General features: G+C 69.9%; 21 protein-coding genes. 14 read left to right on the top strand and 7 right to left on the bottom strand.

Features of this window, described 5'->3' with window-relative positions:
- The first annotated feature begins 78 nt into the window (after positions 1-78).
- Positions 79-363 carry an Lrp/AsnC family transcriptional regulator gene (locus E1161_RS06025; RefSeq protein ID WP_132620411.1) on the top strand — a complete coding sequence of 95 codons (285 nt, stop codon included), beginning with the start codon at positions 79-81 and terminating at the stop codon, positions 361-363.
- 239 nt (positions 364-602) lie between these two features.
- Here the strand turns inward: E1161_RS06025 and trpD are convergent, their stop codons facing one another.
- From trpD to E1161_RS06010, 3 genes are all read right to left on the bottom strand, one after another.
- Entirely contained in the window at positions 603-1,637 is a 1,035-nt protein-coding gene (gene trpD / locus E1161_RS06020; protein ID WP_207920123.1) for an anthranilate phosphoribosyltransferase, read from the bottom strand.
- A gap of 131 nt (positions 1,638-1,768) precedes the next feature.
- Positions 1,769-2,176: a hypothetical protein gene (locus E1161_RS06015; protein WP_132620407.1), complete on the bottom strand. Its 408-nt coding sequence runs from the start codon at positions 2,174-2,176 to the stop codon at positions 1,769-1,771.
- Positions 2,177-2,296: 120 nt separating this feature from the next.
- On the bottom strand, positions 2,297-2,734 hold the full coding sequence (locus tag E1161_RS06010; RefSeq protein WP_408011949.1) for a hypothetical protein: 438 nt from the start codon (positions 2,732-2,734) through the stop codon (positions 2,297-2,299).
- Between the two features lie 86 nt (positions 2,735-2,820).
- Between E1161_RS06010 and ctaE the strand changes: the two genes are divergently transcribed.
- The 5 genes from ctaE to E1161_RS05985 all read left to right on the top strand — a co-directional run bounded on the left by ctaE (position 2,821) and on the right by E1161_RS05985 (position 7,624).
- Positions 2,821-3,432: an aa3-type cytochrome oxidase subunit III gene (ctaE, locus tag E1161_RS06005; RefSeq protein ID WP_132620405.1), complete on the top strand. Its 612-nt coding sequence runs from the start codon at positions 2,821-2,823 to the stop codon at positions 3,430-3,432.
- A gap of 88 nt (positions 3,433-3,520) precedes the next feature.
- On the top strand, positions 3,521-4,327 hold the full coding sequence (gene qcrC / locus E1161_RS06000) for a cytochrome bc1 complex diheme cytochrome c subunit (RefSeq protein WP_132620403.1): 807 nt from the start codon (positions 3,521-3,523) through the stop codon (positions 4,325-4,327).
- The gene (gene qcrA, locus E1161_RS05995) at positions 4,324-5,454 is read left to right on the top strand and encodes a cytochrome bc1 complex Rieske iron-sulfur subunit (protein WP_132620401.1); all 1,131 of its coding nucleotides are present in this window, start codon (positions 4,324-4,326) and stop codon (positions 5,452-5,454) included. Before qcrC ends, qcrA begins: the two co-directional genes overlap by 4 nt.
- Positions 5,451-7,106: a cytochrome bc1 complex cytochrome b subunit gene (gene qcrB, locus E1161_RS05990; RefSeq protein ID WP_132620399.1), complete on the top strand. Its 1,656-nt coding sequence runs from the start codon at positions 5,451-5,453 to the stop codon at positions 7,104-7,106. The genes qcrA and qcrB overlap by 4 nt, the downstream gene beginning before the upstream one ends.
- 92 nt (positions 7,107-7,198) lie before the next feature.
- Positions 7,199-7,624 carry a PPOX class F420-dependent oxidoreductase gene (locus E1161_RS05985; RefSeq protein WP_132620397.1) on the top strand — a complete coding sequence of 142 codons (426 nt, stop codon included), beginning with the start codon at positions 7,199-7,201 and terminating at the stop codon, positions 7,622-7,624.
- 125 nt (positions 7,625-7,749) lie between these two features.
- Here E1161_RS05985 and E1161_RS05980 read toward each other — a convergent pair whose 3' ends face one another.
- Positions 7,750-9,465, bottom strand: coding sequence for a DEDD exonuclease domain-containing protein (locus tag E1161_RS05980; RefSeq protein ID WP_132620395.1), 1,716 nt, complete (start codon positions 9,463-9,465; stop codon positions 7,750-7,752).
- A gap of 76 nt (positions 9,466-9,541) precedes the next feature.
- Between E1161_RS05980 and E1161_RS05975 the strand changes: the two genes are divergently transcribed.
- From E1161_RS05975 to E1161_RS05965, 3 genes are all read left to right on the top strand, one after another.
- Positions 9,542-10,903: an NYN domain-containing protein gene (locus E1161_RS05975; RefSeq protein WP_132620393.1), complete on the top strand. Its 1,362-nt coding sequence runs from the start codon at positions 9,542-9,544 to the stop codon at positions 10,901-10,903.
- A 382-nt stretch (positions 10,904-11,285) separates the two neighbouring features.
- Complete coding sequence (locus E1161_RS05970; RefSeq protein WP_235874816.1) at positions 11,286-12,332, top strand: C40 family peptidase; 1,047 nt, start codon at positions 11,286-11,288, stop codon at positions 12,330-12,332.
- Positions 12,333-12,439: 107 nt separating this feature from the next.
- Positions 12,440-13,735, top strand: a complete 1,296-nt coding sequence (locus tag E1161_RS05965; protein ID WP_235874815.1) for a hypothetical protein — start codon at positions 12,440-12,442, stop codon at positions 13,733-13,735.
- Positions 13,736-13,853: 118 nt separating this feature from the next.
- On the opposite strand, the gene E1161_RS05960 is transcribed toward E1161_RS05965, so the two are convergent.
- Positions 13,854-15,662, bottom strand: coding sequence for an AMP-dependent synthetase/ligase (locus E1161_RS05960; protein ID WP_132620389.1), 1,809 nt, complete (start codon positions 15,660-15,662; stop codon positions 13,854-13,856).
- Positions 15,663-15,918: 256 nt separating this feature from the next.
- On the opposite strand from E1161_RS05960, the gene E1161_RS05955 reads away from it, so the two are divergent.
- The 5 genes from E1161_RS05955 (at position 15,919) to E1161_RS05935 (ending at position 19,748) form a co-directional block, all read left to right on the top strand.
- Entirely contained in the window at positions 15,919-16,707 is a 789-nt protein-coding gene (locus tag E1161_RS05955; protein ID WP_132620387.1) for a metallophosphoesterase family protein, read from the top strand.
- 89 nt (positions 16,708-16,796) lie between these two features.
- The gene (locus E1161_RS05950) at positions 16,797-17,237 is read left to right on the top strand and encodes an SRPBCC family protein (RefSeq protein WP_132620385.1); all 441 of its coding nucleotides are present in this window, start codon (positions 16,797-16,799) and stop codon (positions 17,235-17,237) included.
- A gap of 8 nt (positions 17,238-17,245) precedes the next feature.
- Positions 17,246-18,463, top strand: a complete 1,218-nt coding sequence (locus E1161_RS05945; RefSeq protein WP_132620382.1) for an ArsA family ATPase — start codon at positions 17,246-17,248, stop codon at positions 18,461-18,463.
- A 5-nt stretch (positions 18,464-18,468) separates the two neighbouring features.
- A complete protein-coding gene (locus E1161_RS05940) occupies positions 18,469-18,822 on the top strand; it encodes a hypothetical protein (protein WP_132620380.1) in 354 nt (117 codons plus the stop codon).
- Positions 18,816-19,748: an ROK family protein gene (locus tag E1161_RS05935; RefSeq protein WP_132620378.1), complete on the top strand. Its 933-nt coding sequence runs from the start codon at positions 18,816-18,818 to the stop codon at positions 19,746-19,748. Before E1161_RS05940 ends, E1161_RS05935 begins: the two co-directional genes overlap by 7 nt.
- Here the strand turns inward: E1161_RS05935 and E1161_RS05930 are convergent, their stop codons facing one another.
- Both E1161_RS05930 and E1161_RS05925 read right to left on the bottom strand, forming a co-directional pair.
- Positions 19,749-20,225 (bottom strand): DUF308 domain-containing protein, encoded by a 477-nt coding sequence (locus E1161_RS05930; protein ID WP_132620376.1) that lies wholly within the window; start codon positions 20,223-20,225, stop codon positions 19,749-19,751. It lies immediately after the preceding gene.
- Positions 20,222-20,983, bottom strand: coding sequence for an alpha/beta hydrolase (locus tag E1161_RS05925; protein ID WP_132620374.1), 762 nt, complete (start codon positions 20,981-20,983; stop codon positions 20,222-20,224). Before E1161_RS05925 ends, E1161_RS05930 begins: the two co-directional genes overlap by 4 nt.
- Between the last annotated feature and the right edge of the window lie 134 nt (positions 20,984-21,117).

Genomic DNA, 21,117 nt, shown 5'->3' with positions numbered 1-21,117 from the left:
CCTCGGTCGCGACCGAGGGGCCTTCTCGCATCTAGGATCTCGTTCGACGAACAACCACGCAGCAGGAGGTCCTCCCTCGTGATCACCGCCATCGTGCTGATCCAGACCGCCGCGGACCGCCTCACCGAGGCGGCCCAGGAGATCGCTGACATCGACGGCGTCGACGAGGTCTACTCCTGCGCGGGTGATGTCGACCTGATCGCGATGCTCCGCGTCGCCAAGCACGAGCACCTCGCGGACATCGTCCCCGGCAAGATTAACAAAGTGGCGGGCGTCGAGGACACCGACACCCACATCGCCTTCCGCTCCTACTCCCGGAGGGACACGGAAGCCGCCTTCTCCATCGGCCTCGAAGAGGAATGACGGCCGAAGTTCGTGGTCGTTCCCCTCGCGTGGGGGACTTGAGCGGCGCCGTGGACTCCGCGCGCCACCCCTGGTGCCACGCACGGCGTCGCGGCGTGCTCGCCACAGCACCGCTCAGAGCCCGCGGCGGTGCCGGTTGTTGCTCAGGTGAGGTACCGAGGAAGCGACTTCGTCGTGCCTGGCGTGCTTCGGCCGAGGTCCCACGACCTGCACCGCCACGCAGGACGAGTGGTGTCCCTTCAGCGGAGTTCGGTGCAGAGGGTCGTCCAGCGGTCCAGGAGGGCTGCTGCGGCGCCTGAGTCGATGGCCTCGGCCACCCGGGTCAGGCCGGCTTCGAACTGCGTACGCAGGTCCGTTCCGGGGCCGTCGTAGGCGACGCAGGCTCCGGCCGCGTTGAGCAGGACCGCGTCGCGGACCGGTCCGGTGGCGCCCGCCAGGAGGTCTCGGACGGCCTTGGCGTTGTCCTTCGCGTCGCCGCCCTGCAGATCCTCCGGACGGCTGCGGGCGATGCCGAAGTCCCGCGGGTCCAGCGCGTCCTCGCGGACCATCCCGTCGTTGACCACCCAGAGCGTGCTGGCGGCCGTGGTGGTGATCTCGTCCATGCCGTCGTCGCCGCGCACCACCAGCGCCGCGTTGCCGCGCGAGGCGAACACCTCGGCGACCACCGGCGCCATCCGGCGGTCCGCGCAGCCGATCAGGCCTGCCGCGGGCCGTGCCGGGTTGGTCAGCGGGCCCAGCACGTTGAACGCGGTCGGGATGCCGATCTCGCGTCGCGGGGCACCGGCGTGCTTGAACGCGGGGTGGAACACCGGCGCGAAGCAGAAGCCGATGCCGACCTCCTCCACGCAGCGCGCCACGGCGGCCGGCGGCAGGTCGATCGCCACGCCGAGCTCTTCGAGCACGTCGGCCGTTCCGCACTTCGACGAGGCCGCGCGGTTGCCGTGCTTGACCACGGTCACCCCGGACGCGGCCAGCACGATCGAGGCCATGGTGGAGATGTTCACGCTGCCGCTGCGGTCGCCGCCGGTGCCGACGATGTCCACCGCTCGCTGGGTGATGTCCAGCGTGCGGGCGTGCTGGAGCATCGCGTCGGCCATGCCGAGGACCTCGGCGGACGTCTCGCCCTTGGCCCGCAGGGCCACCACGAAGCCCGCCACCTGGGCCGGTGTCGCCTCGCCCGACATGATCAGGTCCATGGCCCAGGCGGTGTCCTCCGCGGACAGGTCCGCACCCGCGACCAGGCTGCTCAGCAGCCCTGCCCAACTTCCCGCCATGGTTCCCACGATCTGCTCCGTCGGTTCGACTGTCCAAGGAAAACTACCGTGCCGCCGCGCACGCCTCCTGAACTGCCCGATATGGCATGGATCGCCGAGCCGCCTCGCCGCCCTCGCGGGCCCGGCGAGGGTCAGGCCGGGACTGGCTTGCCCTGGGTGCGCAGGACCTCTGCGACGGTCTCGGCGGAGGCCAACGGGTCCAGCGGGTGCACCAGGACCGCGTCGGCCTGCGACCAGGTGGCGAGCCATCGGTCGTCCTTGCGGCGGACCGCCACGACCACCGGCGGGCACTGGTCGATCTCGTTCTTGAGCTGCCTGGACACGCCCATGCCGCCCGTCGGCTGCGCTTCGCCGTCCAGGATCAGCAGGTCGACCTTGCCCGCGTCGACCTCGCTGAGGACGTCGGCGACGGTGCCCGCCTCGATGTAGCGCAGCCGGTCCAGATCGGGTGCCGGGCGCCGCCCGACGGCGTTGATGATCGCCTCCCGGACCTCGGCGCGGTGGCTGAACACGAGAACGTTCGTTGTTGCGGTGCTCATCACTGGCTCCTCGGCGAGCTTGCGGGACACCCGCACCGGACCTGCGCAGCACGGGGCACTAACAGGTCCGAATGCTAGCCGCCCGAGCGGGTGTGACAGTAGCCACCCGGACGGATCCGATCATTCCGCCGCGGGCTGCAGGGCGTCCCAGCCGAAGGTCTCGCCGCCGTGCCGTTGTGCCAGGCCGGCCATCCGGGAGGTCTCCTGTGAGCAATGCAACGCATCCAATCGCTGCACACGGAGCGCGACCAACGGGGTCGAACCGGGCACGCAGAGGTCATCTCCGCGACCTCCGGGGCGCAGGGTCCACTCGTCCGAGGTCAGCAAGGCCCTCGCGGTGTCGACCACGTCACTGGGAAGTGCCAGGTGGTGGCGCAGCACCGCCGGCTCGTCGGGCTTCCAGGCGGTGGCCCTGGCCAGTGCCGCCGACGCGGCCTCGGTGTCGTCGTAGGACCACACCACAACGTGCAATCCGGGGTCATCGATGCTGAGCACGGGCTTGTCGCGGTCGGTCCGGCGGAGGCCCAGCGCAGCCAGAACGGACCGAAGAGTTCTCACGTTGAGTTACCTCCACATCGCAATCCGATCACCTCGCGGTCGTAGGGGAGGACCCGAGGGCGCGAGGGGAAAAGCTGCAAGACATAATGCGTCGCGTGACAACGGCAGCGCCCTCAATCAGTCAACGCGTGCACTCGCTGAACCGGCCCAACATGGTCAGCGTCGGCACCATCGTTTGGTTGGCCAGCGAGCTGATGTTCTTCGCTGGACTCTTCGCCATGTTCTTCACGGTGAAGGCGCAGAACGAGGGCGCGTGGCCACCACCGCCCACTCACTTGAACCTCCCGTACGCCCTCCCGTTCACGATCATCCTGGTGGCGTCGTCGTTCACCTGCCAGTGGGGCGTGTTCGCGGCTGAGCGGGGTGACGTCTTCGGTCTCCGCCGGTGGTACGTGATCACGCTGATCATGGGCACGGTCTTCGTGCTCGGGCAGGCCGGTGAGTACTTCCAGTTGGTCACCGAGCACGCGACCACGATCGCGTCGTCGGCCTACGGGACGGTCTTCTACATGACGACCGGCTTCCACGGGCTGCACGTCATCGGTGGGCTGGTCGCGTTCGTCTTTCTGATCATCCGGACGAAGCTCAGCAAGTTCACGCCGGCTCAAGCCATCGCAGCGATCGTCGTGTCGTACTACTGGCACTTCGTGGACATCGTGTGGATCGGCCTCTTCGCCGTGATCTACCTCGTCCCGTGATCGCTCCACCAGCGAGGAACCTCGATCGCCTGGCTCGAACGAGGCCGAAACGAACACCCCGAACCGGACAGCAAGGGTTGCCGCACTCATGACCACCACTAAGAAACGGAACCGCGCGGGCTCGAAGCTCAAGCGGCGGATCTCCGGTGTACTGGCGCTGGGCATTGCGTTGGTGGGTGCCGGTGGGCTGTACACCGTCCTGACTCCCGAGCCGCAGACCGCGCACGCCGCAGCGAACCCGGCATTGGTGAGGCAGGGCGAGCAGCTCTACAACAACGCCTGCATCAGCTGCCACGGATCCAACCTGCAGGGCGTGCAGGACCGTGGACCCAGCCTGACGGGCGTCGGCGAAGCCGCAGTGCACTTCCAGGTCTCCACCGGCCGCATGCCGATGGTCCGCCAGGAAGCCCAGGCGTTGCGCAAGCCGCCGAAGTTCACCCCGGAGGAGATCGACGCGCTGGGCGCGTACGTGCAGACCTACGGCGGTGGGCCGGAGGCGCAGAAGCAGTCCGGTGAAGCGCTGCAGGGCGGCAACCCCGCGCGCGGTGGCGAGCTCTACCGCCTCAACTGCTCCTCCTGCCACAACTTCACCGGCCGAGGCATCGCGATGTCCTCCGGCAAGTTCGCGCCGAACCTGGACAAGGCGACCGAGCAGGACATCTACCACGCGATGGTCACCGGGCCGCAGAACATGCCCAAGTTCTCGGACCGGCAGCTCACGCCGGAAGAGAAGAAAGACATCATCGCCTACGTCAAGTCCGTGACCAACGGCAACAACAACCCGGGCGGCAACTCCCTCGGCGGCTACGGCCCCGGACCGGAAACGGTGGTCGCCTGGGTCGTCGGACTCGGAGCGCTGATCGGCCTCACCCTGTGGATCGGAGCCAGGGCATGAGTGAGCACGAGAACAAGGATTACACCGAGGCCGAGCTGGCCGAGATGAGCCGCGACGAGAAGATGCGGCTCGGTCTGGCCCTCGACGACGTCGAGCTGGCCGAGTACCGGGACAACTTCCCGGTCAGCGGAACCCGCGCGGAGCGACGTGCCGAGCGCAACGTCGCCGCCTGGTTCGTGCTGGCCGGCTTGTCCGCGCTGGCCTTCATCGCGGTGTTCATCTTCTGGCCGTGGGGCTACCAGCCCTCGACCGATCCGACCGCGCACTTCATCTACTCGCTGTACAACCCGCTGATCGGTTTCTTCCTCGGCCTGTCGATCCTGGCCGTGGGCATCGGCGTCGTGCAGTACCAGAAGAAGTTCATCCCGCACGAGGTCGCGGTGCAGCAGCGCCACGATGGCCACGGGTCCAGCGAGGTCGACCGGCAGACGACCGCCGCGATCCTGGCCGACGCGGGTAACCGCAGCGGCATCGCCCGCCGCAAGATGATCACGCGCACAGCGGGCTTCGGCCTGGGCGCCTTCGGTCTCGGCGCCGGCGTGTTCGCCCTCGGCGGCATGGTGCGCAACCCCTGGGCCGAAGAGGGCCAGGAGTCGCTGCTGCACACCGGCTGGATGCCGGAGCACCCCGGCGAGAAGATCTACCTGCGTCGCGACACGGGCAACCCGCACGACGTCTCGTTGGTGCGGCCCGAGGACATCGACGCCGGTGGTTTCGAGACGGTCTTCCCGTTCCGGGAAGCTTGGCGGCACGACGAGCACGAGCTGATCACCTCGATGCGCAAGGGCGACGCGCCGGTCATGCTGATCCGGCTCCGCCCCGGCAGCAAGCCGGTCAAGCGCAAGGGGCAGGAAGACTTCAACTACGGCGACTACTACGCCTACTCGAAGATCTGCACCCACCTGGGCTGCCCGACGTCGCTGTTCGAGCAGCAGACCGGCCGCCTGCTCTGCCCGTGCCACCAGTCGCAGTTCGACGTGGTCAACACCTATGCGAAGCCGGTGTTCGGCCCGGCCACGCGTGCCCTGCCCCAGCTGCCGATCACGGTGGACGAGGACGGCTACTTCGTGGCGAAAGGCGACTTCATCGAGCCCGTCGGTCCTGCGTACTGGGAGCGTAAGTCATGAGTTCGATCACCACGCCCACGAAGGGAGAGAGCAAGCTGTACGGCAAAGTCGCACACGCGGCCGACGAGCTGGACACGCGCTACCGCTTCGCTCCCGGCATGCGGCGGCAGCTGAACAAGGTCTTTCCGACGCACTGGTCGTTCCTGCTCGGCGAGATCGCGCTCTACACGTTCGTACTGCTGCTGATCACCGGTACCTACCTGGCGTTCTTCTTCGACCCCTCCATGCAGGAGGTCGAGTACCAGGGCCTGTACACCAACCTGCGCGGCGTGGAGATGTCGCGGGCGTTCGAGAGCACGCTGGACATCTCCTTCGAGGTCCGCGGCGGTCTGTTCGCCCGTCAGCTGCACCACTGGGCGGCGCTGCTGTTCATGGCGTCGATGGTGGCGCACATGCTGCGCATCTTCTTCACCGGTGCGTTCCGGCGCCCGCGTGAGACGAACTGGATGATCGGCGTCACGCTGTTCATCCTCGGCATGTTCGAGGGCTTCACCGGCTACTCGCTGCCGGACGACCTGCTGTCCGGTACCGGTGTCCGCATCGCCTCCGGCATCACGATGTCGATCCCGGTGCTCGGCACCTGGGTGCACTGGATCCTGTTCGGCGCCGAGTTCCCCGGCACCGATCTGATCCCGCGGTTCTACCTGTTCCACGTGTTCCTGCTGCCGGGCCTGATCCTGGGTCTGGTCGCGGCGCACCTGGCGCTGGTCTGGTACCAGAAGCACACCCAGTTCCCTGGCGTGAGGCGCACCGAGAGCAACGTGGTCGGCGTCCGGATCATGCCGGTGTTCGCGGTCAAGGCCGGTGCCTTCTTCGCGATGGTCGTCGGCGTTTGCGCGATCATGGCCGGTGTCTTCCAGATCAACCCGATCTGGAACCTCGGCCCGTACATCGCCTCGCAGATCTCCGCCGCGTCGCAGCCCGACTGGTACATGATCTGGACGGACGGTTCGTCGCGTCTGTGGCCGGCCTGGGAGGTCTACCTGGGACCGTTCACGATCCCGGCACCGTTCTTCCCGACCGTGCTGTTCATGGGCATGATCTTCACGGCGGCGATCATGTACCCGGCCATCGAGCGCAAGCTCAGCGGCGACAGCGCGCACCACAACCTGCTGCAGCGTCCGCGGGACAACCCGGTACGCACCTCGCTGGGCGCCATGGCGCTGACGTTCTTCATGGTGCTGATGATCTCCGGTACCAACGACATCATCGCCTTCGAGTTCAACATCTCGCTGAACGCGATGACCTGGGCCGGACGCATCGGCCTGCTGGTGGCGCCGCCGATCGCCTACTGGATCACCTACCGGATGTGCCTGGGCCTCCAGCACAGCGACCGGGAGGTGCTCGACCACGGCGTCGAGACCGGCATCATCAAGCGGCTCCCGCACGGTGAGTTCATCGAGGTCCACCAGCCGCTCGGCCCGGTGGACGACCACGGCCACCCGGAGGCACTGCCCTACCAGGGCGCTCCGGTGCCGAAGAAGATGAACGAGCTGGGCGCCGCCGGTCGCCCGGTCGAGGGCAGCCTGCTGCGGCCTGACCCGGTCGAGGAGACCGCCGCGCTGGAGCAGGCCCGTCACGACGACGCGGTCCGCGAAGCCGAGGAGCGCACGCAGCTGACCGCCGGCAAGCCTTCGCAGCCGACGGAATAAGCGCTGGAGCCGAACGGCCCGGTACCCCGAGCGGGGTGCCGGGCCGTTCCGCGTTCCCGGCGTCGGTCTGCGGTGGTCGATAGCGTCCGGGCATGGCTACGTTGCAGGACCCGAAGGTCCGCGAGTTCCTCTCCCAGGGCACCCGCACCGGGATGCTCGGCTTCACCGCCGCCGACGGCCGTCCGCTGGTCGCACCGGTGTGGTTCGTCGTCGACGGCGACGTGCTGGTGTTCAACACCGGCAAGAACTCCGCCAAGGGCAGGTCCGTCTTCCGCGACCCGCGGCTGGCGCTGTGCGTCGACCTGCCTCAGCCGCCGTACGCGTACGTGCAGGTCCAGGGCACCGCGGAGGTGTCGGAGGATCCCCAGGACCTCGTCGACACCGCCACGATGATCGCGGCCCGCTACGTCGGACCGGACAAGGCCGAGGAGTTCGGCCGCCGCAACGGCGTCCCCGGCGAACTCGCGGTCCGCCTCCACCCCACCAAGATCAACGCAGCCTTCAACATGACCAGCTGACCGGACCGAACCGATTCCTGGAACCGCGGTGTTCAAGCCGACCACGGCCGTTCTCCGCCCGGTGAACCGATCACGGCGTTCTCCCCAGGTTCTGGTGTCGGAGTGTTCCGAGGTCTGGGGTGGGGTCAGTTGATGGCTGCGTAGGGGGTTCGGCCTGTGGTGGCCTTGTCGAGCCAGGTTCGCCACGTGGCTGCCGCGCGCGCGGGCTCGGTCCAGGGCGTGGTGGTGCGGACCAGGCGGGTTCCGCCGGTGGTGAGCCAGCGGTAGATGACGCGGGCCTCGTCGGCGGTGGCGCCGTGGAGGGGGCCCGGTCCGTCGAGAACCGTTTCCGCCGACGCCTGGAGCATGTCGACGACCGGCATCGGCGGGACGCCTCGGCGGGCGACCCCTGCGGAGGCGAGTCGACCGTGGCGGATGACGGACAGGTGCCAGCCGCGCCTCCCGTCCGGCCGAGCCGCGACGAGTTCCGGGACCGAGGCGAGCGCGGACAGCCGCTGGCCGCGGTCCAGCGAGCGGACGAGGTCGGCGAGCCGGTCGCGGTGGTTGGCGGCGTCCTCGAAGCGCTCGGTGTCGGAGAGTCGTTGGAGCTCCTCGCGCAACCGCTCCAGCAGGTCTCCGCTGCGCCCGCGGATCACGTCCCGGATGGCGATGACCTCGGGCTGATACTCCTCGGCGCTCTGCAGCCCGGCGCACGGGGCGCCGCACCGGCCCAGCTCGTGCAGCGCGCAGGGGCGGATCGGCTTGCGCGGTGAGAGGCGCTCGGTGCAGCGCCGGACGAAGGTCGCCGACTGCAGGGCTTCGACAGCCGCGCTCGCGGCGTGCCGGGAACCGAAGGGGCCCAGCGCGTCCTCGCGCGGCGTGCGCACGATCGACAGCCTCGGGAACGCCTCATCGGTGAGCACCACCCACCACGCGCGCTGCGGGAACTTGGAGCGGCGGTTGTAGCGGGGCTGGTGCGCCGAGAGCAGCCGCAGCTCGCGCACTTCGGCTTCCAGCGGGTGGGCGCACTCGACGTGGTCCACCCGGTCGGCGATGCCGACCATCTCCTTGACGCGCGCCCTGCGCTCGCCTGCGGTGAAGTACTGCCGGACGCGTCGCCTCAGGTCGGAGGCGGTTCCGACGTAGAGCACCTCCTCGTTGGGACCGCGGAAGAGGTAGACGCCGGGGGAGTTGGGCAGCGAGTCGGCCAGGCCGCGCTTGCGCTTCTGCTGTGGGGTGACGTCCGGGAGGTGCCCGAGCAGGTCCTCCAGGGTGCGCACGCCCAGCGGTCCGAGTCGTTCCAGCAGGGCGTGCAGCACGTCGACGGTGGCGCGGGCGTCGTCCAGCGCGCGGTGCACGGGTTCGGTGCGGGCACCCAGGACGCGGGCCAGCGTGCCGAGCTTGTGGTTGGGCGTCTCGTCGCGGGTCAGGACCCGGCGGGCCAGCCGCACGGTGTCGACGACCTGCGGTTTCGGCCATTCCAGTCCGAGCTGCTCGCAGCCGGCCCGCAGGAACCCGAGGTCGAAGGGCGCGTTGTGCGCGACCAGCACCGCGCCCTGGCAGAACTCCAGGAACGCGGGAAGCACGCTGTCCCAGCGAGGTGCGTCGTGCACCATCGCCTCGGTGATGCCGGTGATCGACACGACAGCGGGCGGAATGCCGCGGTCGGGGTTGACCAGGGTGGCGAACTCACCGAGCACTTCTCCGCCGCGAACCTTCACCGCGCCGATCTCGGTGACGGCATCGCCCTGCCGATCGCCACCGGTGGTCTCCAGGTCGACCACCACGAACGTCGCCTCCTGCAGCGGGAGTTCCTCGCTGACGGCGATCTCGTCGAAGGTCAGTTGGCGGTGCGCGGACATCATCGGCACGTTACGTCCCACTACCGACACCGCCACGCGTGCGTGTGCGCCGAAGGGCGGCGATTAGCCTGTGGCAATGGCGACACCGAACTCGGGGCCCGACGGCCCCACTCCGGAGGAGTCCGCTGTGGACGGTTCCCAGCAGACTCCCGGTGCCGCGCCTGTCGATCCCGAGGACCTGCCGCCTCCGCTGCGCGCCCGGCTGGCCGACCTGGCCGCGGGCGCGCTCGACGAGATGCGTTCGACCGATGTTCCCGCTGCGCTGCGCCCGGTGGTGCGCTTCGCACCGGCCAAGCGCGCCAAGCTCGGTCAGCCCGCGTTGCTGAGCGCGCTGCGCGATTCCTCGGTGTTCCGCGCCTCGGTGCTGGACTGGTGCCGCAACCACCGCCCGGGAGCGCTGTCGTTGCAGGACCCGGATCCGGTGGTCGTAGGTGCCGCGGCGGTGCTGCAGGGCGCCGTGGTCGCCCCGCACTACGCGGAGTTGATCGGGTTCCGCAGCGAGCAGGGGCAGTTGCGGGCCGAGCGTGATTCGGCCCTGGCGAGGGTCGAGCGGCTGACCACCGAGGTCGATCGGCTCAAGGCGGAGCTCGCGCAGGCGCGCGAGTCGGCGGATCAGGCCGCGCGCAGCGCAGAGGCCGACCGGCTGCGGAAGCGCCTGCGGGAGCAGGGCGTGCGGCTGCGGGAGGCAAAGGACGCCGCCCAGGCCGCGCGGGACGAGCTCGCGCGGGCGCACGAGGAGCGGGAATCGGCCGTCGCCGAGGTCGCCGCCGACCGGGATCGTGAACGCCTCCGCGCGCAGGAGGAGCGGCAGCGCGCCGATCACGCTGCCGCGGAGGTGCGGGTCGCGCGGGAGAGCGCCCGGGAGGCGCGGCAGGGCGACGAGGTCCGGCTCGCGCTGCTGCTGGAGACCTTGGAGGGCGCGGTCGGCGGTTTGCGCCGCGAGCTCGGTGCCGTCGGTTCCGGGCCGCGCCCGGCCGACGTGGTCCGGCGGGTCCGGGAGCAGACCGCGACCTCCGGTGAGGTCGCTGACGTGGCCGCGCTGGACCGGCTCCTGGGTCTTCCCGCGGTACACCTGATCGTGGACGGCTACAACGTCACCAAGACCGGGTATCCGGAGCTGCCGCTGGCAGATCAGCGCGATCGGCTGAGCCATCAGCTCGCGGCGCTGGCCGCCCGCACCGGCGCCGAGGTCACGTTGGTCTTCGACGGCGCGGACGTGCTGGCAGTGCCGACGGCGGGACCTCGTGGTGTGCGGGTGCTGTTCAGCGAATCAGGGGTGCAGGCCGACGACGTGATCCGCGATCTGGTCGCCGCCGAGCCGGAGGGTCGTCAGGTCGTGGTCGCCACGTCGGACCGGGCGGTGGTGACCTCCGTGCAACGCCGCGGTGCCTACTCGTTGTCCTCTGCGATGTTGTTGGCCCGGCTGAACCGGGTCTAGCCGTTCGACGCTCCTCCGCTGCAACCCGGCGATCTCGGGGAGGTGTCGGAAGTCATAGTGGATCACTCGGGTACGCTCCGTATCCCGAAGGTGGGCGTGTTGTGGTGGCAAGCCAGGTGATGGTGGCGCAAGATCCGTTACTGTGAGCAAGTGACTATCCTCCGTTAGAGGAGTTCGGTCGCGCTCAGTAGAAAACGGGACCCGCTTCTAGACGTGTCGCCTCACCTTTCGTAACCTACCTGAGTCCTCGTGGCGATCAGTTGCTCATACCGGGCGACACGCGAGGCGCCGCTGATTCGGTTTTGTCGGGGAACCGGGCCGCGTTCCAGCGGGTTTTCCGCATGCGGTCAGGCGGTCGGACGCAGAAGGAGCTGTGCGCGACGTGGCGTCGCACGGAATCAAGCGCTCATTGCGAGGTGCCCTGGCCGCTACCGCGGTCGCTGCAGTCGTCGGCATGACCTCCGGCGGTGCTGCACTCGCAGACCCGCCTCTCCCGAACAACGCCTCGGACGCGGCCAAGCAGGTCCGCGAGCTCCAGCACCAGGCTGAGCAGCTCACCGAGGAGATGAAGAAGGCCGAGGACGACCACGAGGCCAAGAAGGCCGAACTGGCGCGTTCCGAAGCTCAGGCCGCGCAGGCCGAGCAGGTCGCCAACCAGGCCCGCGGCGAAGAAGAGAAGTTCCGCGGCCAGGTCGACAAGCTCACCCACGCCTCGTACCAGGGCGCGCGGTTGAACAAGCTCTCCGCACTGCTGGTGAGCGAGACCCCGGACGACTTCTTGAACCGCGCTTCCGCTCTGGACGCGCTGGCCAAGGACAACAACGACGCGGTCAAGGCGCTCGCGGCGGCCACGCACCAGGCCGAGAACGCGGAGCGGACCGCGAAGGACGCGCGCAACCGCGCGGCCCAGGCCGAGCAGGACGCCGCACGGTTGGCCGTGGACATGAAGAACAAGTCCAAGGCCATGAAGGACCAGATCGAGAAGGTCGAGGAGAAGTACGACGAGCTCAGCGGCGAGGAGCAGGACTCGCTGATCTCCGACGGTGAGACCGGTGTCGGCTCGATCGCCGGTGCCGGCGCGGCCATCCAGGCCGTCAACGCGGCGCTGGGCAAGCAGGGATCGCCGTACGTCTGGGGCGCCAAGGGCCCCAGCAGCTTCGACTGCTCCGGGCTCATGTACTGGGCCTACAAGCAAGCGGGCGTGACCATCGGCGGCTCCACCAAGACCCAGGTCAGCGAGGGCAAGTCGGTGTCGGCCAGCCAGCTCAAGCCGGGCGACCTGATCTTCTACTACAGCCCGGTCACGCACGTGTCGATGTACATCGGCAACGGCAAGGCCGTGCACGCCCCCACCTCGGGCGACGTGGTGAAGGTGACCGACTACAAGAAGATCGGTGACGTCACGGCCATGCGCCGCGTGGCGGGCTGATCCGCGAAGTCGTGCTTCGGGGCCGGCGCCTCCGGGTGCCGGCCCCGAAACGTTCTCGCGTGCGGTGTGCGTCGACCGGTGCGGTGACCGGACCTAAGATGCGAGCCGTGTCTTCGACCGGAAACGCGCGTGGCTGGCTCGTGCTCGCCGCGTCGGCCGCGGTGCTGGGTGGGCTCGCGCTGCTGGGCCTGCCGTCCCCGACCCCGGTCGAACCGCCGCCGGCCCCGGCCTCGGTTGACCACGCGGGGCTTGCTGCCCGATCGCCGGCCCCTGAGACGGCCGTGCGCGAGTTGTTGGCCCGCCGTGAGGAATCCATCCGGGACGGCGACGAAGCGGCGTTCGCGGCCACCGTGGACCCGGAAGCGCCCGCTGAGTTCCAGCAGCGCCAGTTGCAGCTGTTCCACAACTTGCAGTCAGTGCCGCTGAGCACCTTCGGCTACCGGCTCGACGGCGCTCCGCTGGCGCACGCCCCGGTTCCCGCCGCCGACGAGGTGCTGGCGTCCCGGGTGCTGCTGCGGTACGCGCTGTCCGGCGCAGATCCGGTGCCCACACAGCGCCCGCTGGGGTACTTGTTCGTCCGCCGTGGCGCTTCCTGGTACCTCGCCGAGGACACCGGCGTGGTCCCGGATGCGTGGCGCGGGCCGTGGGACTTCGGCCGCGTCGAGGTGCGGCGCACCGGGCGCGGGATGGTCGTCGGCCACGACGCCGCCGCTGTGGACCGGGTCGCGGAGCAGCTGGACGCGTCGGTGGCCGACGTGACCGAGGTGTGGGGGAGCGGCTGGGCGCAGCGCGTGGGCGTGCTGGTGCCCGGCTCACCGGAGGAGCTGCGGTCGCTGGTGGGCCCGGAGTTCGCCGTCGACGGCATCGCCGGTGTGGCGATCGCTGATCTGGTGGACACCCGGACCAGGCGGGTGGAGGGAGCTCGCGTGGTGCTCAGCCCGAGCACCACCGAACAGCTCTCCGGCGTGGCGCTGGGTGCCTTGCTGCGTCACGAGATCACCCACGTCGCGACTCGGGCGGTCACCGCCGACGGTGCTCCGATGTGGATGCTGGAGGGCTACCCGGACTACATCGGCTACCGCAAGAGCGGACTGGCTCCCCGCGACGTCGCCCCGGACCTCGCCCGTTCGGTCCGGGAAGTGGGCCCGCCGCTGCGGCTGCCCACCAACACCGAATTCCACCAGGCCGGTAACCGTCTCGACCTCGCCTACCAGCAGTCCTGGTCGGTGGTGCACTTCCTGGCACAGCGCCTGGGCGAGCCGGGCCTCACCGAGCTCTACCGCCGCATCGCGATGGCCACCAGCCCGGACGAGGCGGAAGCTGCCCTCCACGAGTCCACCGGCATGACCTCGCCGCAGCTGCTGGCGGCCTGGGGCGCCGACCTCCCGAGTTCCCTGGCCTGAGACGAGAACGGCGGTGCTCCAACCGGAATCCGGTCGTCGCACCGCCGTGTGCCACCCGGGGAACCGCCCCGCGTTCGAGATCCGGCACCGCCGGGGTCGACCGGACGGCGCCGGTCGATCAGGAGTAGATCGCCTCGATGTCGGCCGCGTGGTTCTCCGCGACCTTGTTGCGCTTGAGCTTCATGCTCGGGGTGAGCTCGCCGGTTGCCTCGGTGAAGTCCTCGGTGAGGATGCGGAACTGCTTGATCGCCTCCGCCCGGGACACCGCCTTGTTGGCCTCGTCGACCGCGCCCTGGACTTCGGCCCGCAGGTCCGGGTCGTTGATCAGCTCGGACATCGGCGTGTCGGCCGGCCGGTTGTTGTTGGCCAGCCAGGACGGCACGAACTCCGGGTCCAGCGTGACCAGCACGCCGATGAACGGCTTCTGGTCGCCGACCACCATGCACTGGCTGATCAGCGGGTGGGAGCGCAGTCCGTCCTCCAGCACGGCCGGGGCGACGTTCTTGCCGCCGGCGGTGACGATGATCTCCTTCTTGCGGCCGGTGATCCGCAGGTAGCCCTCGTCGTCCAGCGAGCCCAGGTCGCCGGTGTGGAACCAGCCGTCCTCGATGGACTCCTCGGTGGCGGTCGGGTTGTTCCAGTACTCCTTGAACACCACGTCGCCCTTGATCAGGACCTCGCCGTCCTCGGCGATGCGGACCGAGGTGCCTGCCAGCGGGCGGCCGACGGTGCCGACCTTGAAGCCCTCCTCGACGTTCACCGCAGCCGCGGCGGTCGTCTCGGTCAGGCCGTAGCCCTCCAGCACCGGGACGCCGACACCGCGGAAGAAGTGCGCCAGCCGCTCGCCCAGCGGAGCACCACCGGAGACCGCCGCGATGCAGCGGCCGCCCAGCGCGGCGCGCAGCTTGCCGTAGACGAGCTTGTCGAACACCGCGTGCTTGAGCTTGAGGCCGAGCCCCGCGCCGCCGTCGTCCATGGCCTTGGAGTACTGGACGGCGGTTTCCTCGGCGGCGTCGAAGATCTTGCCCTTGCCGTCGCCGTGGGCCTTCTGCTTCGCGGTGTTGTAGACCTTCTCGAACACGCGCGGCACGGCCAGCACGAAGGTCGGCCGGAACGAACCGAGGTCGTTGATCAATTCCTTGATGTCCGCGGTGTGGCCGAGGGTGACCTTGCCGTAGACGCACATGATGCTGATGGCGCGGGCGAGCACGTGCGCCATCGGCAGGAACATCAGCAACGAGTTTCCGGGCTTGGCCAGCTTCGGGAACGCGTCGATGTCGGCGCGCACCTCGGCGAGCATGTTGCGGTGGGTCAGCACGCAGCCCTTGGGGCGGCCGGTGGTGCCCGAGGTGTAGATGAGGGTCGCGACGTCCTCGGCGGTGACCGCCCTGCGCCGCTCGTGCACCTGCTGGTCGGGTACTTCTGCGCCCAGTGCGGTGAGCTCGTCGACCGCGCCGGCCGCGCCGCCGCTGGTCGGTCCCTCGATCTGCCAGACGTGGCGGACCTCGGAGAGCCGGTCGATGACCTTGTCGACCTCGGCGCGGTGGGCCTCGGTCTCCACGAAGGCCGCCTTAGCGCCGGAATCGGTGAGGATCCACTCGGCCTGGTCGGACGAGGAGGTCTCGTAGATCGGGACTGTGATGCAACCGACAGTCCAGATCGCGAAGTCCAGCAGCGTCCACTCGTAGCGGGTGCGGGACATCAGCCCCACCCGGTCACCGGGCTCCAGCCCGGCGGCGATCATGCCCTTGGCCACGGCCAACACCTGCGCGGCGAAGTCGGCGGCGGTGACGTCGACCCAGGTGCCGTCCACCCGGCGCCGGAAGCTCACGGCGCTCCCGAAACGCTCCGCGTTGGCCCACACCATGTCGGTGAGGTTCTCGTCCTCGGCCACTTTCGTAGTGGCGGGTGCGCTGAACTCTCGCACGTCGAAACCTCCGAAGAAATGCCAGTCTAGTGGGCTCAACCTAACGCTGATGGTTACTGGGCGGTAGCCCCCGTCATCTCAGGCCACACCAGCGGGCACAGCCTAGACCTCTCCCATTCGGACGATCGTCCACCGGTCGGCGGCGCGACCGGTGCGGCGAGGGCAGGTAAGAACAAGTGGACTACGGGCGGTGCGATCCGGCACCTCGGCGGATTAGGTTCGGGGGGACCGTCATCGCGGGAAGTGGGGTTGGAAGTTGCGCGTTCACGTCGTGTCCGACGTCCATGGCAACGTCGAGGCGCTCAAGCGCGCCGGCGACGGGGCCGACGCGCTGGTCGTGCTGGGTGACCTGATCGACTTCGTCGACTACCACGATCACAGCAACGGCATCCTCGGCCGCGTCTTCGGCGCGGAGAAGGTCGAGCGGTTCGCCGAGCTGCGGCGCAGCCGCCGCGGCCCGGAGTTCGGGGCCTACATCCGCTCGCTGTGGGCGAGCCTGACCGACCCGGCCCAGACGGTCGCCGACGCCGTGCGCGAGCAGTACGCGGAGCTGTTCGGCGCGATGACCGCGCCCACCTACGCGACCCCCGGAAACGTTGACGCGCCCTACCTGTGGCCGGAGTTCGCGCGCGAGGGCGTCCACGTGCTCGACGGCGAGACGACCGAGATCGGCGGGCTGACGTTCGGATTCGTCGGTGGCGTGCGGCTGCCCGAAGGCGCGACGCTGCGCGTCCACTCGGCCTGGGTGCCCTACCTGCGTGTCGCAGAGGAGTACGACGAGGCGGTCGCCTCGCTGCCCGCGGTGGACGTGCTGTGCACCCACCAGCCGCCCGCCGTCGCCGAGCTGACCTACGACGTGGTGGCGCGCAGCCAGGAGGCCGGTTCCGCCAGCGTGCTCGCGCGCATCAACGCTGATCAGCCCCGGTGGTCGCTGTTCGGGCACGTGCACCAGCCGCTGTCGCAGCGGATGCGCATCGGGCGCACCGAGTGCGTCAACGTCGGGCACTTCAAGCGGACGGAGCGGCCGTACGTCCTGCGGTGGTGAACGACGCCCGAGGAGGTGAGTTTCGCGGACTTCGCAGAAACCCGCTCCTCGTTGACGCCGCGCGGGCGGCTACCCGGTAGCCTGCGCGCATGGTCGATCAGTCCACCCAGTCCATCGAGATCGAAGCCCCCGCTGCGCGGATCATGGCGGTCATCGCGGATTTCCCGGCGTACCCGGAGTGGGCGGAAGCGGTCAAGGAGACCGAGGTGCTCACCCAGGACTCCGGCGGGAGCGCCGAGCGGGTTCGCTTCGTGCTGGACGCGGGCGTGGTCAAGGACACCTACACCAACGTCTACAGCTGGGCCGCCGACGGCCTTTCGGTGAGCTGGGAGCTGAGCGAGGGACAGGTGCAGAAGGCTCAGCGGGGCAGCTACGCGCTCAAGCCGCTCGGTGACGAGCGCACCGAAGTCACCTACAGCCTCGCGGTCGACCTGGCGATCCCGATGATCGGCCTGTTCCGGCGCAAGGCGGAGAAGATGATCATGGATACGGCGCTCAAGGAGCTCAAGCGCCGCGTGGAAGCGGAATAGACCGCCCATTGCGCATCCTGCTGTTCACCGGAAAGGGCGGGGTCGGCAAGACGACCCTGGCCGCGGCCACTGCCGCGCGCGTCGCGGGCGACGGCGGCAAGGTGCTGGCGGTGTCGACCGACCCGGCCCACTCGTTGGCCGACGCGCTCGCCGCCGACCTGGGCGCACAACCCGCGGAGATCCGCGTCGGTGACACCGGCGCGGTGCTGCACGCCGCCGAGGTGCAGACCCGCAGCCTCGTCGACGGCACGTGGCGCGAGCTGCGCGAACACCTGCGAACCCTGTTGCGGGGCGCGGGGGTCGGCGACGTCGACGCCGAGGAGCTCACCGTGCTGCCCGGCGTCGAGGACCTGCTCGCGCTGACCGAGGTGCACCGGCTCGCGAGCAGCGGGCTGTGGGACACCGTCATCGTCGACTGCGGCCCGACCGCCGAAACATTGCGCCTGCTGGCACTTCCGGAGTCCCTGGCCGGATACCTGGAGCGGCTGTTCCCCGCGCATCGCAGGGCCGTTCGCGGCCTGCTGGCCGGCATCGCGGGCAGCGACCAGGTGGAGCGCTGGGACGCCGTCGCCGACGGGCTCGGCAGGCTCGCCGAGCAGCTGGCCGCGCTCAAGGACATGCTCACCGACCCCGGCACCAGCGTTCGCCTGGTGCTCACGCCGGAATCGGTCGTCGCCGCCGAGACCCGCAGGACGCTGACAGCCCTGGCGCTGCAGCGGATCCGCGTCGACGGGATGGTCGCCAATCGCGTGGTCCCGCGCCCGGGTTCGGCCCGGGGCGATGCCGCCGGTTGGCTGCGGACCCGTCGCAAGGAGCAGGAGGCGGTCCTCGACGCGTTGCGCGCGGCCTCCGACCTGCCGCTGCGCACCGTCGAGCACCGGGCCGCCGAGCCCGTCGGCACCGCGCAGCTGCTGCAACTGGGCGCCGAGCTCTACGGTGACGGCGACCCGCTCACCAACGACGCGACCACGCCGGAGATGTGCGTCGGCGGTGGCGGCAAGTCGCTGGACGCCGAGTACACGCTGCGCATCGGGCTGCCGCTGCACCCGGCGGCCGAGCTGGACCTGGCCCGGATCGGACCCGAGCTGGCGATTACCGTCGATGGACGGCGACGGCTGGTCGCCTTGCCCGCTGTGCTGCAGCGGTGCGTGGTGACCTCGGCGGTGGCCGGCGACGACGGGCTGACGGTGCGGTTCCGTCCCGACCCCGATCTGTGGATGCGGTGAACCAGATGCGCGAGCACGATCGACTGCTCGAAGAGCTGCGGCTGCTGTTGGACGCCCTGGCGGGCAAGGCCGACGAGTACCTGCGCGGCTGCGCGCGCGAAGGGCAGCCCGACGAGCCCGGCGCGGGCTGCGGCTGGTGCCCGCTGTGCGCGGCGATGGGCCTGACGCGCGGGCAGCGTCCCGAGCTCAACGACCAGCTGCTGGGCATCGTCCAGCAGCTGCGGCAAGCGCTGGTCGACCACGCAGCGCCCTCCCCGGACGAGCCGGACGATGCTCAGCCGGAGGAGCCGAAGGTGCAGCGCATCCAGGTCCAGCGGGTCGCGGGACCGGTTCTGGCCGAGAGAGACCCGGTGTGCTGACCATCGGCGTGGACGTGGGCGGGACCAGTGTGCGCGCGGCCGTGGCGGACGAGCACGGCCAGATCCTGCGGATGCACCGGGTGCCGACCCCGAAGACGGGTCCGGAGCTCAACACGGCCATCGCCGAGACGGTCCGGGTGCTCACCGACCAGTACCCGATCGACGGAGTCGGTCTGGCGGTCGCGGGCTTCGTCAGCGAGAACCGACGTGTGGTGCGGTTCGCGCCGCACCTGCCGTGGCGGCACGTCGCCGTCGCCGACGAGCTCTCCCACCGGCTGGGGCTCCCGGTGGTGCTGGAGCACGACGCGAACGCGGCGGCCGTGGCCGAGCAGCGCTTCGGGGCTGCGGTCGGCGCCCGCGTCGCGGCGTTGGTGGCGATCGGGACCGGCATCGGTGGTGCGCTGGTGATCGATGGTGAGGTCTTCCGGGGCGCGTTCGGCGTGGCACCGGAGCTCGGCCACCTGCGGCTGGTGCCGGACGGACGGAAGTGCCCGTGCGGCAAGAGCGGTTGCTGGGAGCGCTACTGCAGCGGAACCGCGCTGGCCGCCACCGCCGCCGAACTCATCGGAACCGGGAGCACGTCGCTGCCCGCGGAACCGTCCGGCTTCGACGTCGCCCGCGCCGCGGACGCCGGCGACGAGGTCGCGGTCCGCGCGGTGGACGACCTGGCCCGCTGGCTGGGGGAGGGGCTGGCGCTGGTCGCCGACGTCTACGACCCGGAGGTCGTGGTCATCTCCGGCGGTGTCTCCGACTCCGCGCACCTGTTCCTGGACAAGGCCCGCGACCACTACGCCGCGGCGGTCACCGGTTCTGGTCACCGGCCTCTCGCCCGGATCCGCGTCGCTCACCACGGGGACCCTGCGGCCATGATCGGGGCGGCGGCCATCGCGCGCCAGCACGTCTTGACCGGCCCCAGGGTCCTCTGATCAGACCTGCGCGCCGTCGTCGGAATCGCTGGGCGGCGTGTGCCGGAGCCGGAAGAGCAGCAAGCCGATCCCGGTGCTGATCAGCACCAGCCCCAGCGGGAGCTTCACGGTCGCCGCGATGCCCGCCAAACCGGGAATCAGCAGCACCAGCACGCCGAGCACCACGATCCCGACTCCGAGGAAGGTCGCCGGGCGCGGGATCGGCAGCGGCGGAGGCTCGGGAGGAACGAAGTGCCCCTCCTCTTCCGCGGCCGGGGCCCAATCGCGCGGTCCCTGCTCGGCGGGCGGTTCCACCGGCTTGTTCTCGTCCGGTGCGCCGACCGATGGAGTGGTTCGCTCGTCCGCAGCCGGCTGCTCGGCGTCGTCCTCGCCGGGCCACTTGCCGAACTTGGTGTCGCGTTCGAGGTCGGCGACGATCTCGGCGAAGGCGGCGTCGATGTCCTCCGGTCCGTCAGAGGAGTCGTGGCGGGCGCTCATGCGGGTTCCCCGACCCGTGCGCTGTGGACTCGGTGCACGAATTCGACGCTGTCGTTGAAGATCCGCGGTGCGTCGTGGTCCAGGGTCGCGACGTGGTAGCTGTCGTCGAGCACGACCTCGGTGACGTCCTGGCTGCCCACCTCGCTCAGCACGATCGCGGAGTTCTCCGGCTCCACGACGTGGTCGACCGCCGAGTGCAGCAGGAGCAGCGGCTGCCGGACCGATCCGAGGTCGGCCCGCACCACGCCCCACATCTGCTGCAGGCTGGCCATGCCGCGCAGCGGCAGCCGCGAATAGGCCAGTTCCACGACCTCCGGTTTGGCGATGTCACCCGCGATGGCCGCCATCGACGGAACCACCCGGCTGAGCACCGGCAGCAGCTTCGCTTCCTTGCGCAGGGTCATCACCGACGGGTTGACGAGCACGATCCCGGCGATGTCGGGGTGCTGCTCGGCGAGGCGCAGCGTCAGCGTGCCGCCCATCGAAAGGCCGAACACGAACACCGACCGGCATCGGCCGCGCAGCTCGTCGAGCGCCCGCTCGACGGCGCCGTACCAGTCGCGCCAGGTCGTCCGGTTGAGTTCCTGCCACCGCGTTCCGTGGCCGGGGAGCAGCGGACAGCGCACGGAGTGACCGGCTTCGGCCAGGTGTTCGGCCCAGCCCCGCATGCTCTGCGGCGTGCTGGTGAAGCCGTGGCACAGCAGCACGCCGATGTCGTCGGAGCCCTCGTGCGCGAATGGTTCTGCGCCGACTAGCACTGACCCTGTTCCTCCCACCCGTGAACCTCCCACCCGGCTCGAACGCCACGGGGCCGCTGTGCCTGTTGCGCTTCATCGTCGCACGCTGAGCCGACGATTGGGACTGGCTCGTCGGGTCTGAGGATCCGCTGTTC

The sequence above is a fragment of the Saccharopolyspora aridisoli genome, from assembly GCF_004348445.1.
Taxonomy (GTDB): domain Bacteria; phylum Actinomycetota; class Actinomycetes; order Mycobacteriales; family Pseudonocardiaceae; genus Saccharopolyspora; species Saccharopolyspora aridisoli.
Note: the sequence above shows the minus strand (reverse complement) of the source record. Positions and strands in the feature narration are given on the sequence as shown.